The following is a 14,937-nucleotide window of genomic DNA, read 5'->3' as shown; positions in this document are numbered from 1 at the left end:
GATTATCGCAACAGGGGCGCTCTTGCTAGCCTCACTTATCCCGACGGGTTGCTGGCAGAAATTTTACGCAAAATTTACGGGTTTGACGGGGTGCGCATCCGATACTGCGCGGTGCAAATTTGGAACGTTATTGTTATGTCCCTCGCAGCCATTCGGCTTATCGGATTCATCCTTGGGCTTTTTCTGATCACGCTGGCCGTGAGCATGGCTATTCCCATGATCACACTGGTGGTCTATGAGCGTAGCGACGATCTGTCAGCATTTCTCTGGTCGAGTTTGATTACCTTTATCTGTGGCCTCCTGTTAATCGTGAGGGGACGCCCGGATACTGGCCAGCTTCGTCCCAGGGATATGTACCTGCTGACGACCGGAAGCTGGGTAGTCGTGTGCACCTTCGCAGCGTTGCCAATGGTGTTCATCAGCGATATCAGCTACACCGATGCATTCTTTGAAACGATGTCTGGTATCACAACCACTGGCTCGACTGTCCTCACCGGTTTGGATAGCTCATCTCCCGGCTTGTTGATATGGCGCTCCATGCTGCATTGGTTGGGAGGCATTGGCTTCATCGGCATGGCGGTGGCGATCCTCCCGCTGTTGCGAGTAGGCGGCATGCGTCTGTTCCAGACAGAGTCCTCAGACTGGTCGGAGAAAGTGACACCTCGCTCCCACATGGCAGCCAAGTACATTCTTTTGCTCTACCTTGGGCTGACTGGCATCGGAACCCTGGCGCTCTGGCTCGCTGGAATGACGCCATTCGAAGCGGTCAACCACGCAATGTCATTGATCTCCACCGGGGGATTTTCGACTTCGGACTCCTCACTTGGGCATTGGACGCAACCAGCGATTCACTGGGTAGCGGTGGCCATCATGATTTTGGGCAGCCTCCCCTTCACCCTGTACGTCGCGACATTGCGGGGCAATCGGCGCGCGCTGCTCAAGGATCACCAGGTCCGCGGATTTATTGGGTTCCTGTTCGTCACATCACTCTGCGTGGGCACCTGGCTGTACTTTCACAGCGATTACGGTTGGTGGGACGCGTTTCGTATCGTGGCAGTGAACGTGACCTCGGTTGTCACGACCACCGGAGTTGCGGTTGGCGACTACACCTTGTGGGGCAGCTTCGCTGTCTTGCTCTTTTTCTACCTGACCTTTGTCGGTGGATGTTCAGGCTCAACGGCAGGTGGCCTTAAAATCTTCCGTTTCCAGGTTGCAGCCGCTCTCCTGGTCAGTAGCTTGAAGCAGTTGATCCATCCTCGAGCCGTGATACAGAAGAAGTACAACGGTCATCCGATCGACGAGGAAATCGTGCGCTCGCTTTTGACCTTCTCGTTCTTCTTCACGATCACTATTGCGGCCATCGCCTTGGGCCTGGCGCTCATTGGGCTTGATTGGACTACAGCGTTGAGCGGTGCCGCTACTGCGGTGTGTAACGTCGGGCCAGGGCTGGGCACGATCATTGGGCCCGCCGGTAATTTCTCAACATTACCTGATGCGGCCAAATGGCTACTGACCATTGGAATGCTTCTGGGAAGGCTGGAAATCCTGACGGTGCTGGTACTTGTCACTCCAGTTTTCTGGAAATATTGACCCACCTTGTCGAGGGCTGAGTCTAAAAAGTACATGGGGGGCGGCGAGTACTGCCATAGAAAGATCAGTAGTCGTTTGAGTTGCTGGTTCGGCCGATAACTGTCCGTCGCCGTTGACAACAGGCCTATTGCATCGGTAGCGCAACGCGTCTTCGTGAAATCCCGTCTCCGGCAGACTGGGCAGACCTGCTTGGCGCGACGGACGGGCGCTCACTATTCAGCGTCGACTGCCGACAACCTGATATGTAAATAACTAGCTTCAACGAGTACCGGTCATTTATGCCTAACGCTCTCCCCACCATCTCTTGTTCTTCAACCAATCGCTCAAGCGTGGCCCTGACTCGAACTTCGCTATTCAAGTTTGTGGGTCTTTTGGCGGGGGTTTTCTTATTTGCCTGCTATTCACTTGTTTATGTTGCGCAAAATCTAGATCGGACGGAGGAGCGTGACAGTGCGTTTTACACGAAGAAAGCCGTGGAATCGTTGGAAAAATCGCTGAGCTCGACCGTCAAGGATTACGCCTTTTGGGGCGATGCTTACAAGCACTTGCATACTCAGGTAGACGTGGACTGGGCGTACGTTCGGCAAAATCTCGGGACGACACTTTATACAGAGTTTGGGTTTCGGGGAGTGTTTGTAGTCAACGATGTCAATCGTACCGTTTATTCCTTGGTCAAGGGTCAGAGGGTGTCAGTTGAAGTCGAACAATGGCTAGAACAGTCTGTTGATGCGATTCTCGATCAAGCACGTGAGGGAGCGGAAACCGAAACGCCGACGACTACGTTCATTAATGTGGGAGGGATACCTGCCCTCGTCGCTGCGGCTGCGATTACGCCCGGAACCGATCCAACGGTCATAGCGGATGATAGATCGGCGTCGGTGTTGATATTCGTTGAAATGTTGGACAGCGCCAAGCTCGCAACAATAGGCCGGGATTTCGGGGTAGATGGCCTGCACACGGCCGCTCCCGACGAAATCCCCTTGGTGTCTGCCTATCCCCTGGGCGAGGCCGGTACAGCAGGCGTCCTGCAATGGAGTCCGCACAAACCAGGGCTGCAATTATTGGCGCTGGGGTTGCCCTTGGTGGGACTCGCTGCGCTGCTGGTGTGCCTGATGACGTGGGTGATCTTGCGTCGTACGACGGCCGCTGCGCAGGCGCTTGACGCCAGCTATGCATCGCTGCAAAGCAGTCAGACCGACCTTGCCACCAGTGAGGCGCGCTTTCGTGATGTTGTTGAGGCCAGTTCGGATTGGGTATGGGAAATGGACGCCGGTTGGCGCTTCACCTATCTATCCGAGCGATTTGAAGATATCACGGGCTTTTCCAGGACTGCATGGATTGGTGCGGCGATGGATGATCTGCTGCGCACTGAATTAGGCACTTTATCTCAGTGGCTCAGTATTCCGAATCGTCGTCCGGATATCAGTGTTCAGTGCCGCTACGTGGATACAAATGGCCAAGAGCGAATCACCCGTCTTTCGGCGCGAGTCATGGCAGGAGGAGGATTCCGGGGGACAGCAACCGACGTCACGGAGGAAGTTGAAGCCCGTCGACGAATCGAATTCCTCTCACAACATGATGCCCTGACCGGCCTTCCCAACAGGACACGACTACAGGAGTTTCTTGATGGCAAACTCAAAGCGTTGCCGACACTAGAACAACCCTTGGTCATGCTCAGTCTGGACCTTGATCGATTCAAACCAGTGAATGATCTGTTAGGACATGCCGCAGGTGACCTGGTGCTTAACCAGGTGTCGAGCCGCTTGGCAGACTGTGTTCGCCACGGTGATCTTGTCGCTCGGATCGGGGGGGACGAGTTTGTACTGATACTCACCGATGTCAGTTCCCAGGAGGAAGTCGAGGCGCTTTGTCGCCGTTTGATCGAGTCCATCGAGCAGCCGATTCAAATCAATGAGCAAGAGGTATTTGTCAGTGCCAGTATTGGTATCGCGATGGCGCCAAATGACGCTTGCGAGGCGACTGAGCTGCTACGTTATGCGGATATTGCGTTGTATGAAGCCAAGGCTGGAGGTCGTAATACCTGGCGTTTCTATGCGGGGGATATGAACGCCAGGATTATTGAGCGACGTCGTCTGGAAAGTGATCTGCGCTTTGCAATAAAAAATGGAGAACTTCGACTCCACTTCCAACCGCGCTACCGTATCTCAGACGGGCAGATGGTCGGTGCTGAAGCGTTGATACGGTGGCAACATCCTGAGCGCGGGTTAATACCTCCCGATACGTTCATCCCCATCGCTGAAGAATCCGGCCTGATTCTTTCCTTGAGTGACTGGGTCATCGACACCGCCTGCCGTTGCGCCGCACGATGGCCGGAACATTTGTTTGTATCCGTCAACCTTTCACCTAGCGAATTCAAGCGAGGCAATTTGGTGGAGCGTGTGCAGAAAGCACTTCAAGACTCAGGAATCGCGCCTACCCGGGTAGAGTTGGAGATTACTGAAAACGTCATGCTCGAAGATGCCCCCGGCGCACTAGAGCTGATGCGTACATTGAAGCGCCTGGGCGTGCGCATATGCATGGACGACTTTGGCACGGGGTATTCTTCACTGAGTTATTTGCGCACGTTCCCCTTCGATGGCCTGAAGATAGACCGGAGCTTTCTAAACAAACTGGTCGAAAGTGATGATGAGTCCATCATCCAGGCGATTGTGGGTTTGGGCCGAGCGTTATCACTCACCGTTACGGCGGAAGGGATTGAAACTGCCGAACAGTTGGATTTGCTCAAAGCAGTGTCGTGCGATGAAGGCCAAGGTTTCTTTCTAAGTCGGCCACTTGATACTGACGCCTTTAACCTGCTGGTGAAGGCCCGAAAAAACACAGACGCCAAGAGCAAGGTTTAGTAAAAGGTAACAAATCCATTTAAAGCGTTTTTGGCGAATGGCGTCATCAAGCAATACAGAATGGCGCCTGATGCATTCGCCCTTTTCGGGAGGAAAAACGATGCGAAGGAGTATCGCAACGGGGGCGCTCTTGCTGGCTTTGGGCGGGTGCGCAACCTCACCCCTGCCGGTTTCTGAAGCCCGGCCAGTGCCGGCCGACAAGATGTACGCGTTCAAAAGCCAGGGCACGAAAGCGCCTGGACGCCTGACTATTGTCCGTGATGACGGGTTTGTCGGTGCGGGATGTGACGCCATGTTCTACATCGATGGTCAGCGCGCAGCCAAGATAGGCCCCGGTCAAAAGGCATCTTTCGTTTTGCCTGCCGGTGAAGTGAATCTCGGTGCCGGGCTCGCCGAGTCTGGATTATGTTCGGGTGCCGCGATCAAAACGGTCGCGGCCAGGATCAAGCCAGGCAAAGAAGTGATTTATCGAATCAACTGGGATACGCAAGCTTTCTACTTGGGCCCTTACGTTGAAGATGGACGTTGAGCCCAGACGGTTCTGGTCTGTTTCGCACGCTGCACCACCTCGAGCAAGTGATCGCAAACACCAAAGCGTACGGATGGCTCACAACCCCGATCATGTTTTATTTCAGTTCCGTTCTTATTTCGGTTCCGGGTACGAAAAATTTGCCGGGATCATCGACCTTCTTCAGGTCAACCAAAGCCCGGCAAATGCAATGTGAGAATTGCTCCTGCAACGTTTCGGGGTCTGTCCATGCCATTTGCGATGCTGGCAAATGTTGTGCCTCGGTCGATTTATAGCAGACACAATTGTCTAGTCGGGTGACGCCATTATCATGTGTGCTCTGACAAGCAGTGGTCAGCAAAGAGATCGCGATAAGCATGACGATACGTTTCATTGGCTCCCCTCCGAGGCTGTTGTGAAGGGCTGACGCTCAAGATCGGACTGGCTGTTGTAACGACGTGGTGACCGCTGAAGGCGGCGACACGGCATGGCCGCAAAACCCGGTCTGCTTAATAAGCCCGACAGTAGAAGGAAGCTTAGCTGTCATTTTGCGTCGATCCATTTACTGGCTGTTTTTAGCCGATCACCGTCATTAAAAGGCTCGTATTCAACACCCGTTTTCTGCCCTTCCCCACTCGGCTGTTTTGCAGAGAGAGGCAGCTTGGGCATAGACAACTGCCCGGTTTGATCTAGCCTTGGATGAGATCACGCGGGAGAAAAACACCATGTCCCTTGCTCTCAGAAATCTATCTACCTTTGCGTTGGGTGCCTTCCTTTGCGTAGCCGCGTGGGGTCAAGGGGTAGCAGACACCGATCAGCCACCGGCCATACTCCCATTGGAGTCTGAGACAGGACCAAAACTCATTGCCTACCCGCCGCTCGCCGCGCCGCTGGCCCGCGGGGTTGTCATTATTCAGTATCGAACCGAGCACGCCCGGATCATGCCGGTATTTGGCAAAACGGCTGTCGAAGTATCACCACGGCTCGGCCACCTTCACGTGACCGTCGACGACTGGAAAGGTACTTGGGCGCACACCAGTGAAGACCCGATTATTTTGGTTGGGCTGACGCCGGGCGCTCACAAGGTTCTACTTGAAGTGGCTGATCCGAGTCATAAGATTTTGACCAGTACGGTGGTGAACTTTGTCGTTCCGCAGAAGAACCCAGCGGACGCTCCTCATGTTGAAGAAAGCCACGCAGTGAAACCATAACGGTTGTGCCATCAGCAGCCCTGGACCATTCATCAGCGGATTCTTCATGAGCGTCCGATGCCTGCTCTAACGTGCTAGAGCAGGCAGGCACACAACGAGTGACTGAAAAATCCTACTCAGCCAACACTAACCGGTGCCGATGGGATAAGCCCGACTGCAACGCAAATGCAGCGATCACCGTAGAGGGTGCGGAAAAACTGCTCAGGCCACCGCCAACAAACATCAACGCAAGCCCCAAAGCGGTGGCACCAAACCACGCCGTCAAACCCACGGAATTGAACGCGGGCCCCCGTTCGAGTGCCGCCATTTCATTGAGCCCGTAGTGTATCTGCGCCAACGCCACGCCGACCCAGGCCACCACGAAGATCCCCTGATAGGCCAACGCTTTGAGGAGGTAGGCAAACACGTCCGCGAGCATCAAGCCGTAGACGATCACCCCCACTACCAATGCCCACATCAAGTACGAACCGCGCAGGCCAAAACGCCCGAAGAACGCCTGCATGTTCAGTGTCGCCAGGTAGTAATTGGCGGTGTTGATCCGGGTTTGCGTGGCCCAGACAAACAACAAGCCCCACAAGCCCATCAATTGCAGAATCGCCATCACCACCGAGACTTCGTTCAGCGCACCTTCGTGGGGAATACTGCTGACCAGATAGATGCCCGCCGCGCCATTGAGCAGGAAGGTCACCGCGTAGAACGGCATGCCGAAGTTCCAGCGCCCGTGATACTCGGCGTCTTCAGGCTTGCCGAAACGCGCGTAGTCGAAGGTGAACAGCATCAGCACCCAGACCCCCATGTAAGCGACAAAGCAGTCCCACCAGCCGAAGGCGCTGGGTGTTGCCGGGCCGAAATCCAGCCATTGCGGCTGGTAGCCATATCGACTGATCGAGAGCCCGACCGCCACCAGCAAACCGCCCAGATACACCGGCAACAACACGCCGTTGAGCTTGTCCAGCCAATGCTGCACGCTGCCCAGAATCATTGGCACGCTGTAGAGCACCACCGCCAATGCGGCCAGCGGATAAACCAGCTCCGGATACAGGTGATTGAGCGCCACGGCGATTACCGAGCCTTCGAATACCGCGTAGTAGATCGCCGTGGAAAAGAAGATCAACGTTGCCAGGCACGCCCCGGTACTGCCGAACAGCAACCGTGAAAACAACGCCACCGACAAGCCGCTGCGGATCGCAAAGCGGCTGAGCACGCTATTGACCAGCCCATAGCTGATCACCGACAGAACCATGCCGATCAGTGCGTTGCGGGCTCCATACGACAACGCCAGTGAGGCGCCGACCACGATGTAAAACATCGCACTGCACACCGCCCACCAGGCCATGGTCAGGGACAATCGCCCCATGCGCGCTTCGGCTGGAACGGGTTGATTGGCCGGGTCTTGCCCGGTTTGACTCGATTGCGATAAAGCAGCCATGTGCGTGAACTCCAAAACCAGTCAAAGGTTGAAGCGCGGGCAGCCGCCACCGCACCGAAGTGCGGCGTTGGCTCACCGTTTGGCATTACCCGCGCAATGCGGCGGGCAGAATCAGGAAGGGAACAGCTTGCTCAGGCAGCTGAGTTTTTTCTTATAGGAACGTCGCGCTTCCAGCGCCTCTTCGAGGGTCACCGCGACAAAGCGGGCCTTCTGGTTCGGTTGCATCTGGCCGATCAAGTCGAGGTCGGCGCTGATCACCGTGCCGATCATCGCGTAGCCTCCGCCGGACACGGCGTCGCGATGCAACACGATCGGTTCGAGCCCGGCCGGGACCTGGATCGAGCCAATGGGGTAGCAACTGTCGACGATGTTCGACGGATCAGAACCGGCGCCGAACGGCTGCTCGCGGGGCTGAAAGCTCAGCGCGCTGCCGCCCTTGAAGCGGTAGCCGATGCGGTCTGCTTCCGAGCCCACCGTCCAGGGTTCGGCAAAGAAACTATGCGCGGCGGATTCGCTCAAGCGGTGGTAGTAAAGACCCGGCACCACCCGCAGAGTGATTTCGCCCCCCAAGGACTGGCGCAACGCCATGGGCAAACTGGCCCCGGCGCGGCTCTTGCCGCTGGCGATACCGACGGGCAGTTCATCACCCGCCACCAGCCTGCGCCCCTGAAAACCACCGAGCGCACCCAGCGCATAAGTGGAACGACTGCCGAGCACGATCGGCACATCGATGCCGCCGGCCACCGCCACGTAAGCGCGGGCGCCAGCCTTGGGAAAGTCAAAGCGCAGCACTTGCCCGGCCTTCACCTCAAACGCCGTGTCGTGGTGCATTTCCACGCCGTCGACCCGTGGCGTCATGTGCGCGCCGGACACAGCCACCAGCGCGTCTTGTTGAAACTCCAGCTCCGGCCCCAGCAACGTGCATTCCAGTGCTGCCGCCCCCGCCGGGTTACCGACCAGTTGATTGGCCGCACTCAAGGCGTACTGATCAAGCGCGCCGGAGGGCGGAATGCCCAAGTGGTAATACCCTTCGCGGCCCAGGTCCTGTACCGACGTGGCGAGACCGGGTTTGAGTACCTTGATCATGCCAACACCTCCTGCAGCGACTTGGGATAGCCAACGGGATCGGCCAGAAACGCATCCAGCGAAAACTCCACCGGCCGGATCCGCAGATCGAAGCGCCCTGCTTCCACTTCGGCCACCGCGTGGTCATAGGCCTCACGGTCCATCGGTTTGAACTGCACGATGTCACCGGGGCGGAAAAACACCATGTGCTCTTTCAGATACGCCAGGTTCTGCTGTGGGTCGTAGATCGGTGCCGGCGTGACGCCAAACATCTGATATCCACCGGCACCGCGCACCGAGTAGATGCAGCCAAAGCAACCGCCATGACCCAAGGTCAGTTTTGGCGTGTCGGTACGCGGGCGCAGGTATTTGGGCACCTGCAACTGCCGCTCGCGCTCGACCATCTGGAACATGAACGGCAGCCCGGCGACGAAGCCGACCATCGAGACAAACCACGGCGCACCACTGTGGGCGGCGATAAACGCGTCGACGTCCGCCAGGCCGTTGATCCGTGCGGCGTATTCCAGGTCCGTGGCGCTCGGGTCCTGATGCCGGTCGCGAAAGCGCATCAGGGTTTCGTGGGTCCAGGGGTCGTTGTACAGCACCGGAATCTCGATGATCCGCGTCTGCAACGTGCGTTCGGCGACGGCCCCGACTTCGGCGATCTTTACCGCTTCGAGCAAGGTATGAGGGGCGATGCGATCCGGGTCAAAACGGATCTGGAATGACGCGTTGGCCAGGCAGATATCGAGCACGCCATCCAGTGCCAGCCGTTCCACCGCGCGAGTGACGGCCAGGCCCTTGAAGAACGCGTCCAGGGACATGCTGTCGCTGACTTCGGCGAACAGGTGCTCATCGGCGCCAAAGCTGTAGCGGATGGGAGTGCTCATACTTCACCTCCGAAACGGCGCTCGGCCAGCCAGGTTTCCAGGGTGCCGGTGTGAAAGTCGGCGCTGTGCAGCCACGGTTGCTCCAGCAGTACGCCGTGCAGGGACAAGGTGCTGGCCATGCCAGTGAGCGTGGTTCGCCTTACCGCAACCCGCGCACGGGCCAGGGCTTCCGCGCGATCAGCGCCATGCACGATCAGCTTGGCCAGCAGCGAGTCATAGTACGGCGGCACACGGTAGCCTTGATACAGATGAGTATCGACGCGAATGCCCTCACCCTGCGGCCAGATCAGTTCCTCGACCAGCCCCGGGCTGGGAAAGAAATCCCGCGCCGGGTCTTCAGCGTTCAGGCGCATCTGCAGGGCGGCGCCGTTGAGCTGGATATCACTTTGCTGGAAGCCCAGCGGTTCACCCCCGGCAATGCGCAACATGGCCTGGACCAGATCGATGCCGGTGATTAATTCGCTGACCGGGTGCTCAACCTGAATCCGCGTATTCATCTCGATAAAGAAAAACTCGCCGGTGGCGTCGTCATACAGATACTCCAGCGTCCCGGCGCCCTTGTAGCCGAGGGATTCGGTCAGGCGCACGGCGCTGGCGCAGAGGGTTTCCCGTTGCTGCTGACTGAGGGCCGGTGACGGCGCTTCTTCAAAGATTTTCTGCCTGCGACGTTGCAGGGAACATTCCCGCTCAAACAAATGCACGGCGTGCTGACCGTCGCCCAAGACCTGCACTTCAATGTGCCGAGCCTTGCTGATAAACCGCTCCAGGTAAACCGCGCCATTGCCAAACGCGGCCTGGGCTTCACGCTGTGAGCGGGGAAACTCTTCTGTCAGTTGCTGGGCGTTTTCCGCCAGGCGAATGCCGCGCCCGCCCCCACCGGCCGAAGCTTTGATCAACAGAGGGAAGCCCACGGCTTCGGCGGCCTCAAGCGCCGATTCGACGTCGAACAATTCACCGGGGGAACCCGGCACCACCGGCACGCCAGCGGCTTGCGCAGTGCGTCGGGCCTCGGCTTTGTCGCCCATGCGCCGGATCGTGTCCGGGCTCGGGCCGACGAAAATGGCGCCGGCGGCAAGGACCGCTTCGGCAAAATCGGCGTTCTCCGAGAGAAAACCATAACCGGGGTGTACTGCATTGGCGCCGGTGGTTTTCAAGGCACCGAGCAACGCTTCGACGTTCAGGTAACTTTTATCCGCACGGGCCGGGCCAAGGACGTGGACTTCATCGGCCATGCGCGCGGCCTGGGAATCGACGTCTGCCTCGCTGCATGCCGCAACGGTGGGGATCCCCAACGCTTTGGCGGCGTGGATAATCCGCACGGCGATCTCGCCACGGTTGGCAATCAATAATTTACGAATACCTTGAGTCATGATCGCGCCCTCACTCGTCGTCGAGTGTTGCGACGACCTGACCCGGTTCCACCGGATCGCCGTCTTCTACCAGGAATGCGCTGAGGCGACCGGCCTTTCCGGCGGTCAGTTCGGAAAACTGCTTCATGACCTCGATCAGGCCAATCACCGTGTCGGCACTGACCTGCGCGCCCACCTCGACGAAGTTCGCCGATTCAGGAGTCGCTTTGCGGTAGAAGGTCCCGGGCAACGGGGTGATTACAGTGTGTTCGGCCATGTCTGTTCCTCTTGGAATAGTTGTAGAAAGGCAGGCAAAAATGAATCGGTGTGCAAACCCTGGCATCTGTGTGCCAGGTGTCTCGTCCTGATTTAGCGCGGTGCACGAACCTCGATCCCGGCGCTGTCGAGGGCACTGCGCGTGGCTTCGACCAACGCCAGGGCGCCAGGGGTGTCGCTGTGTAAACAGATCGAATCGAATTCGATCGCCAGGTCTTCACCCTCGACCGTGCGCACCACGCCTTGCTGACAGGCACGCAGTACTCGCGCGGCCACTTGCGCCGGATCGTAGGCTCGTACGTTGCGGGTGAAGACGATGGAGCCCGTGAGGTCGTATTCGCGGTCGGCGTAGAACTCGCGGATTACCGGTTGGCCAAGCTCCTTGGCGACCCGCCAGATCACCGAGTCGGGCATGCAATACAGCAGCAACTCAGGCTCCAGGCGCTGGAGGTTTTCCACCAGCAGACGGGCGGCCTGTTCGTCCCGGGCCAGGTGCATGTAGAGCGCGCCATGGGGCTTGATGTGTTGCAGGGCTACGCCTTGAACCCGGGCGAGTTCACGCAGGGCGCCCAACTGGTAGAGCATGTCGTCGACCAGCTCCTGGGCCGGTGCATTGATGTGCCGGCGGCCAAATCCAACCAGGTCGCGGAACCCCGGGTGCGCGCCGATGGCCACGCCCAGGCGCTTGGCCTGCTCGATGGTGCGTCGCATGGTGCCGGGGTCGCCGGCATGAAAACCGGTGGCGATATTGGCTGAACTGATGAAGCCCATCAGTTCGTTGTCGACGCCATCGCCGATGGTCCATGGGCCGAAGCCTTCGCCCATGTCCGAATTGAAATCTACTGCTTGCATGACGCTTGCTCCTGACACTTGTGACTTCATGCAGGCCAAGTTAGATTTCTCCGTACCCCTTGGGAAGATCTATTAACAGATAGGGTATCTTCTGAAAAACAGATACCCCCTCATCCGGAGTGCCCATGTCACTGACCCTGCGCCAGGTCCGCTATTTCGTCGCCACCGCCGAGATCGGGCAAATTTCCCAGGCCGCGATCCATTTGAATATTTCCCAGTCGGCGGTGACCACGGCGATCAAGGAACTGGAGGGTATGCTGGGTGCGCTGTTGTTCCAGCGCTCGGCCCAGGGCATGAGCCTGACCGATGCCGGGCGGCACTTTCTGAATCGCGCGTATGTGATTTTGCGCAGTGTCGATGATGCGATGAACAGTCCGTTGCCGGACATTCGCGCCAGTGGCCTGCTGCGTGTGGCAGCGAGTTACACGGTGATCGGCTACTTCCTGCCGCACCACCTGCAACGCCTGGAACACTGGCATCCTGACGTGGCCATCGAAGTCCACGAACAGGAACGGACGGCCATCGAAGAAGGCTTGCTGGAGGGTCGATTCGACATGGCCGTGGTGCTTACCGCGAACCTCACTCACCCGGACATCGTCTCGGAAATCCTCTTCAACTCCGAACGACGGCTTTGGCTGCCCAGCCACCATCCACTGTGCGAACGTTCGGCGGTCAGCCTCGCCGACGTGGCGAAAGAACCCTACATCCTGCTGACCGTCGACGAAGCCGAACAAAGCGCCATGCGCTACTGGGAACACGCGCACCAACAGCCGAACGTGCGGGTGCGCACCAGTTCAGTGGAAGCGGTACGCAGCATGGTCGCCAATGGCAGCGGCGTGGCGATCCTTTCGGACCTGGTGCACCGCCCTTGGTCACTGGAAGGAAAACGCATCGAGACCCTCACCGTCACCGATAAAGTGACGCCCATGAGCGTTGGTCTGGCGTGGCATCGCGAGCGCGAATTCAGCCCGGCCATGCAGGCGTTTCGTAATTACTTCCACGATGCGTTTTTGGCGCCGCAACAACTGTCTGCGCGACGCTGAAGTCGAGCAAAGTTCGTCAAGCTTTACAGCGCTGGTTTGTCACTGCGCGCCTTGAGATTGGCTTTGAGCTGTTCGCTCATCGGCATGTTCAGGTTCATTCCTTTTGGAGGAATCGGTGATTGAAACCACTTGGTGTATAGCCTTGCAAATTCGCCCGACTCCATCAGGCGGGCTATGGTGCCATCGACCAATTGCTTGAATTCAGGATCATCTTTGCGAAGCATGCAGCCGTAGGGTTCGACTTGCAGCGCATCACCCACGACTTCGAGCGAATCAGGATTTTTCGAGTTCGCCATGAGGCCAAACAGCAGGATATCGTCCATGGCAAACGCCACGGCACGATCATTTTCAACCAGCGCCATGGAGTCGTCATAGTCTTTGCCCAAGACGACCTGTACGTCTAGATTGTTGTCGGCACTGTATTGGCGAAGGACCTTCTCGTTCGTGCTGCCGACGGTACTGGCGACAGTCTTCTTTGCGAGATCGGCGTAGTTCTTTATGCCGGAGGTCTTCTTGGTCAACAGGCGCGTGCCTGTGTAGAAATGGCTAATTGCAAAAGCCACATCCTTGCCACGCGCAGCGTTGTTGGTGGTGGATCCGCACTCCAGATCGTATGTGCCATTGACCAGCAACGGAATGCGGGTTTGCGCGGACGGCACGGGCGTGAGGCGCATCCATTGCTGCCATCGATAGTCACCATCAACTCAATGAAGTTCTCTTAAAAACTCCGGGGCGTAACATCGCCTCCATACCAAACAACTACACCCCGGAGCACACCATCATGAAACGCCAAATCCTTCTCAGCATCGCTTTCTCGGTTTTTGCAGTTAACGCTTTCGCCGCTTCTTCTGCTCACCCGGTCGTCGCTGAAGGCGGCTCGGATCGTCTGATTGAAAGCCGCGTGGCTGAAGGTGGTTCCGATCGTCTGATCGAAAACCGCGTCGCTGAAGGTGGTTCGGATCGCCTGATCGAAAACCGCGTTGCTGAAGGTGGTTCGGATCGTCTGATCGAAAACCGCGTCGCTGAAGGTGGTTCGGATCGTCTGATCGAAAACCGCGTTGCTGAAGGTGGTTCCGACCGTCTGATCGAAAACCGCGTCGCTGAAGGTGGTTCCGACCGTCTGATCGAAAACCGCGTCGCTGAAGGTGGTTCCGACCGCCTGATCGAAAACCGCGTCGCTGAAGGTGGTTCTGACCGTCTGATCGAAAGCCGCGCTGCCTGAATGAATGGCTTTACTGCGGCATCCAACAAGAAGCCCGGCCTGACATGCCGGGCTTTTTTACGCTCTGTTTTTACTCAGTCAAGCTCTGGACAGGCAGAACGGGCACACAGTGCTGCCACAAACGTCCTTCGATGAGCACCTGACTCTGCAATGGGACGATCGTGGTTGGTACAGAGTCAATCCACGATAAACAACTTCGCGCCTGTGGTGCTGAAAGATCGATGCCCCTCAGCGTTGTTGCCCACCTGATAGCTCATCCCCGCTGTAAGCGTGAATTGGCGACCATCCTCCAGTTCCGTGTGCAACTCGCCTTCCAGGCACAACAGGATATGCCCTCTCCAGCACCAGTGATCGGCCAGATAACCAGGACTGTATTCAACCATCCGCACACGCGTCGAACCAAACTGACAGGTTCGCCAATAGGCAGTGCCCGTCTGTCCGGCGTACTGGACAGGTTCGACAGTCGACCAATCGGTCGTACCAAAGGGAACATCCGTTAGATCCATGGGTGGCTCATCAATGACAGAGGATCTGTGGACCGTACCGCTCCAGTGGGATTCTCGATAGATACAGATGCCCCGCATTTAGGAGATACAGGCGCCCATTCAACCAAGATTGCCAGCTTGCAATCACTGACTCAA

General features: G+C 57.5%; 15 protein-coding genes. 6 read left to right on the top strand and 9 right to left on the bottom strand.

Features of this window, described 5'->3' with window-relative positions; genetic code table 11:
* Positions 1 to 135: 135 nt before the first annotated feature.
* The 3 genes from HP062_RS02100 (at position 136) to HP062_RS02090 (ending at position 4,980) form a co-directional block, all read left to right on the top strand.
* Positions 136 to 1,590 (top strand): TrkH family potassium uptake protein, encoded by a 1,455-nt coding sequence (locus HP062_RS02100; RefSeq protein WP_010459284.1) that lies wholly within the window; start codon positions 136 to 138, stop codon positions 1,588 to 1,590.
* Positions 1,591 to 1,868: 278 nt separating this feature from the next.
* Positions 1,869 to 4,451 carry an EAL domain-containing protein gene (locus HP062_RS02095; protein ID WP_077749843.1) on the top strand — a complete coding sequence of 861 codons (2,583 nt, stop codon included), beginning with the start codon at positions 1,869 to 1,871 and terminating at the stop codon, positions 4,449 to 4,451.
* Positions 4,452 to 4,653: 202 nt separating this feature from the next.
* Positions 4,654 to 4,980 (top strand): hypothetical protein, encoded by a 327-nt coding sequence (locus HP062_RS02090; protein WP_256666069.1) that lies wholly within the window; start codon positions 4,654 to 4,656, stop codon positions 4,978 to 4,980.
* 97 nt (positions 4,981 to 5,077) lie between these two features.
* Here HP062_RS02090 and HP062_RS02085 read toward each other — a convergent pair whose 3' ends face one another.
* The gene (locus HP062_RS02085) at positions 5,078 to 5,353 is read right to left on the bottom strand and encodes a hypothetical protein (protein ID WP_077749842.1); all 276 of its coding nucleotides are present in this window, start codon (positions 5,351 to 5,353) and stop codon (positions 5,078 to 5,080) included.
* Between the two features lie 331 nt (positions 5,354 to 5,684).
* On the opposite strand from HP062_RS02085, the gene HP062_RS02080 reads away from it, so the two are divergent.
* Complete coding sequence (locus HP062_RS02080; RefSeq protein WP_172790718.1) at positions 5,685 to 6,170, top strand: DUF6130 family protein; 486 nt, start codon at positions 5,685 to 5,687, stop codon at positions 6,168 to 6,170.
* A 112-nt stretch (positions 6,171 to 6,282) separates the two neighbouring features.
* Here HP062_RS02080 and HP062_RS02075 read toward each other — a convergent pair whose 3' ends face one another.
* The 6 genes from HP062_RS02075 to HP062_RS02050 form a co-directional block, all read right to left on the bottom strand.
* On the bottom strand, positions 6,283 to 7,599 hold the full coding sequence (locus HP062_RS02075) for a cytosine permease (protein ID WP_172790717.1): 1,317 nt from the start codon (positions 7,597 to 7,599) through the stop codon (positions 6,283 to 6,285).
* A gap of 111 nt (positions 7,600 to 7,710) precedes the next feature.
* The gene (locus HP062_RS02070; protein ID WP_172790716.1) at positions 7,711 to 8,685 is read right to left on the bottom strand and encodes a biotin-dependent carboxyltransferase family protein; all 975 of its coding nucleotides are present in this window, start codon (positions 8,683 to 8,685) and stop codon (positions 7,711 to 7,713) included.
* The gene (locus HP062_RS02065; protein ID WP_010459270.1) at positions 8,682 to 9,554 is read right to left on the bottom strand and encodes an allophanate hydrolase subunit 1; all 873 of its coding nucleotides are present in this window, start codon (positions 9,552 to 9,554) and stop codon (positions 8,682 to 8,684) included. Before HP062_RS02065 ends, HP062_RS02070 begins: the two co-directional genes overlap by 4 nt.
* Positions 9,551 to 10,924 carry an acetyl-CoA carboxylase biotin carboxylase subunit gene (locus HP062_RS02060; RefSeq protein ID WP_172790715.1) on the bottom strand — a complete coding sequence of 458 codons (1,374 nt, stop codon included), beginning with the start codon at positions 10,922 to 10,924 and terminating at the stop codon, positions 9,551 to 9,553. The genes HP062_RS02065 and HP062_RS02060 overlap by 4 nt, the downstream gene beginning before the upstream one ends.
* 10 nt (positions 10,925 to 10,934) lie before the next feature.
* A complete protein-coding gene (locus HP062_RS02055; RefSeq protein ID WP_077749837.1) occupies positions 10,935 to 11,180 on the bottom strand; it encodes an acetyl-CoA carboxylase in 246 nt (81 codons plus the stop codon).
* Positions 11,181 to 11,272: 92 nt separating this feature from the next.
* Positions 11,273 to 12,031: a 5-oxoprolinase subunit PxpA gene (locus HP062_RS02050; RefSeq protein WP_010459262.1), complete on the bottom strand. Its 759-nt coding sequence runs from the start codon at positions 12,029 to 12,031 to the stop codon at positions 11,273 to 11,275.
* Positions 12,032 to 12,156: 125 nt separating this feature from the next.
* Here HP062_RS02050 and HP062_RS02045 point away from each other — a divergent pair, with 125 nt between their 5' ends.
* Positions 12,157 to 13,074 (top strand): LysR family transcriptional regulator, encoded by a 918-nt coding sequence (locus HP062_RS02045; protein ID WP_172790714.1) that lies wholly within the window; start codon positions 12,157 to 12,159, stop codon positions 13,072 to 13,074.
* Positions 13,075 to 13,097: 23 nt separating this feature from the next.
* On the opposite strand, the gene HP062_RS02040 is transcribed toward HP062_RS02045, so the two are convergent.
* Positions 13,098 to 13,748: a transporter substrate-binding domain-containing protein gene (locus HP062_RS02040; protein WP_256666068.1), complete on the bottom strand. Its 651-nt coding sequence runs from the start codon at positions 13,746 to 13,748 to the stop codon at positions 13,098 to 13,100.
* A 107-nt stretch (positions 13,749 to 13,855) separates the two neighbouring features.
* Between HP062_RS02040 and HP062_RS02035 the strand changes: the two genes are divergently transcribed.
* Entirely contained in the window at positions 13,856 to 14,296 is a 441-nt protein-coding gene (locus HP062_RS02035) for a phage infection protein (protein WP_145309481.1), read from the top strand.
* Positions 14,297 to 14,472: 176 nt separating this feature from the next.
* Here the strand turns inward: HP062_RS02035 and HP062_RS02030 are convergent, their stop codons facing one another.
* On the bottom strand, positions 14,473 to 14,802 hold the full coding sequence (locus HP062_RS02030) for a DHCW motif cupin fold protein (protein WP_010459253.1): 330 nt from the start codon (positions 14,800 to 14,802) through the stop codon (positions 14,473 to 14,475).
* Between the last annotated feature and the right edge of the window lie 135 nt (positions 14,803 to 14,937).

The sequence above is a fragment of the Pseudomonas sp. B14-6 genome, assembly GCF_013260315.1.
Classification (GTDB): domain Bacteria; phylum Pseudomonadota; class Gammaproteobacteria; order Pseudomonadales; family Pseudomonadaceae; genus Aquipseudomonas; species Aquipseudomonas mandelii.
This window is presented reverse-complemented; position numbering and strand designations above follow the sequence as displayed.

What these genes read in the sequence shown, in the direction of transcription:
- HP062_RS02100 (WP_010459284.1), top strand. Translation starts at nt 136, where the DNA reads ATGTCCCTCGCAGCCATTCGGCTTATCGGATTCATCCTTGGGCTTTTT.
- HP062_RS02095 (WP_077749843.1), top strand. Translation starts at nt 1,869, where the DNA reads ATGCCTAACGCTCTCCCCACCATCTCTTGTTCTTCAACCAATCGCTCA.
- HP062_RS02090 (WP_256666069.1), top strand. Translation starts at nt 4,654, where the DNA reads ATGTACGCGTTCAAAAGCCAGGGCACGAAAGCGCCTGGACGCCTGACT.
- HP062_RS02085 (WP_077749842.1), bottom strand. Translation starts at nt 5,353, where the DNA reads ATGAAACGTATCGTCATGCTTATCGCGATCTCTTTGCTGACCACTGCT.
- HP062_RS02080 (WP_172790718.1), top strand. Translation starts at nt 5,685, where the DNA reads ATGTCCCTTGCTCTCAGAAATCTATCTACCTTTGCGTTGGGTGCCTTC.
- HP062_RS02075 (WP_172790717.1), bottom strand. Translation starts at nt 7,599, where the DNA reads ATGGCTGCTTTATCGCAATCGAGTCAAACCGGGCAAGACCCGGCCAAT.
- HP062_RS02070 (WP_172790716.1), bottom strand. Translation starts at nt 8,685, where the DNA reads ATGATCAAGGTACTCAAACCCGGTCTCGCCACGTCGGTACAGGACCTG.
- HP062_RS02065 (WP_010459270.1), bottom strand. Translation starts at nt 9,554, where the DNA reads ATGAGCACTCCCATCCGCTACAGCTTTGGCGCCGATGAGCACCTGTTC.
- HP062_RS02060 (WP_172790715.1), bottom strand. Translation starts at nt 10,924, where the DNA reads ATGACTCAAGGTATTCGTAAATTATTGATTGCCAACCGTGGCGAGATC.
- HP062_RS02055 (WP_077749837.1), bottom strand. Translation starts at nt 11,180, where the DNA reads ATGGCCGAACACACTGTAATCACCCCGTTGCCCGGGACCTTCTACCGC.
- HP062_RS02050 (WP_010459262.1), bottom strand. Translation starts at nt 12,031, where the DNA reads ATGCAAGCAGTAGATTTCAATTCGGACATGGGCGAAGGCTTCGGCCCA.
- HP062_RS02045 (WP_172790714.1), top strand. Translation starts at nt 12,157, where the DNA reads ATGTCACTGACCCTGCGCCAGGTCCGCTATTTCGTCGCCACCGCCGAG.
- HP062_RS02040 (WP_256666068.1), bottom strand. Translation starts at nt 13,748, where the DNA reads ATGCGCCTCACGCCCGTGCCGTCCGCGCAAACCCGCATTCCGTTGCTG.
- HP062_RS02035 (WP_145309481.1), top strand. Translation starts at nt 13,856, where the DNA reads ATGAAACGCCAAATCCTTCTCAGCATCGCTTTCTCGGTTTTTGCAGTT.
- HP062_RS02030 (WP_010459253.1), bottom strand. Translation starts at nt 14,802, where the DNA reads ATGGATCTAACGGATGTTCCCTTTGGTACGACCGATTGGTCGACTGTC.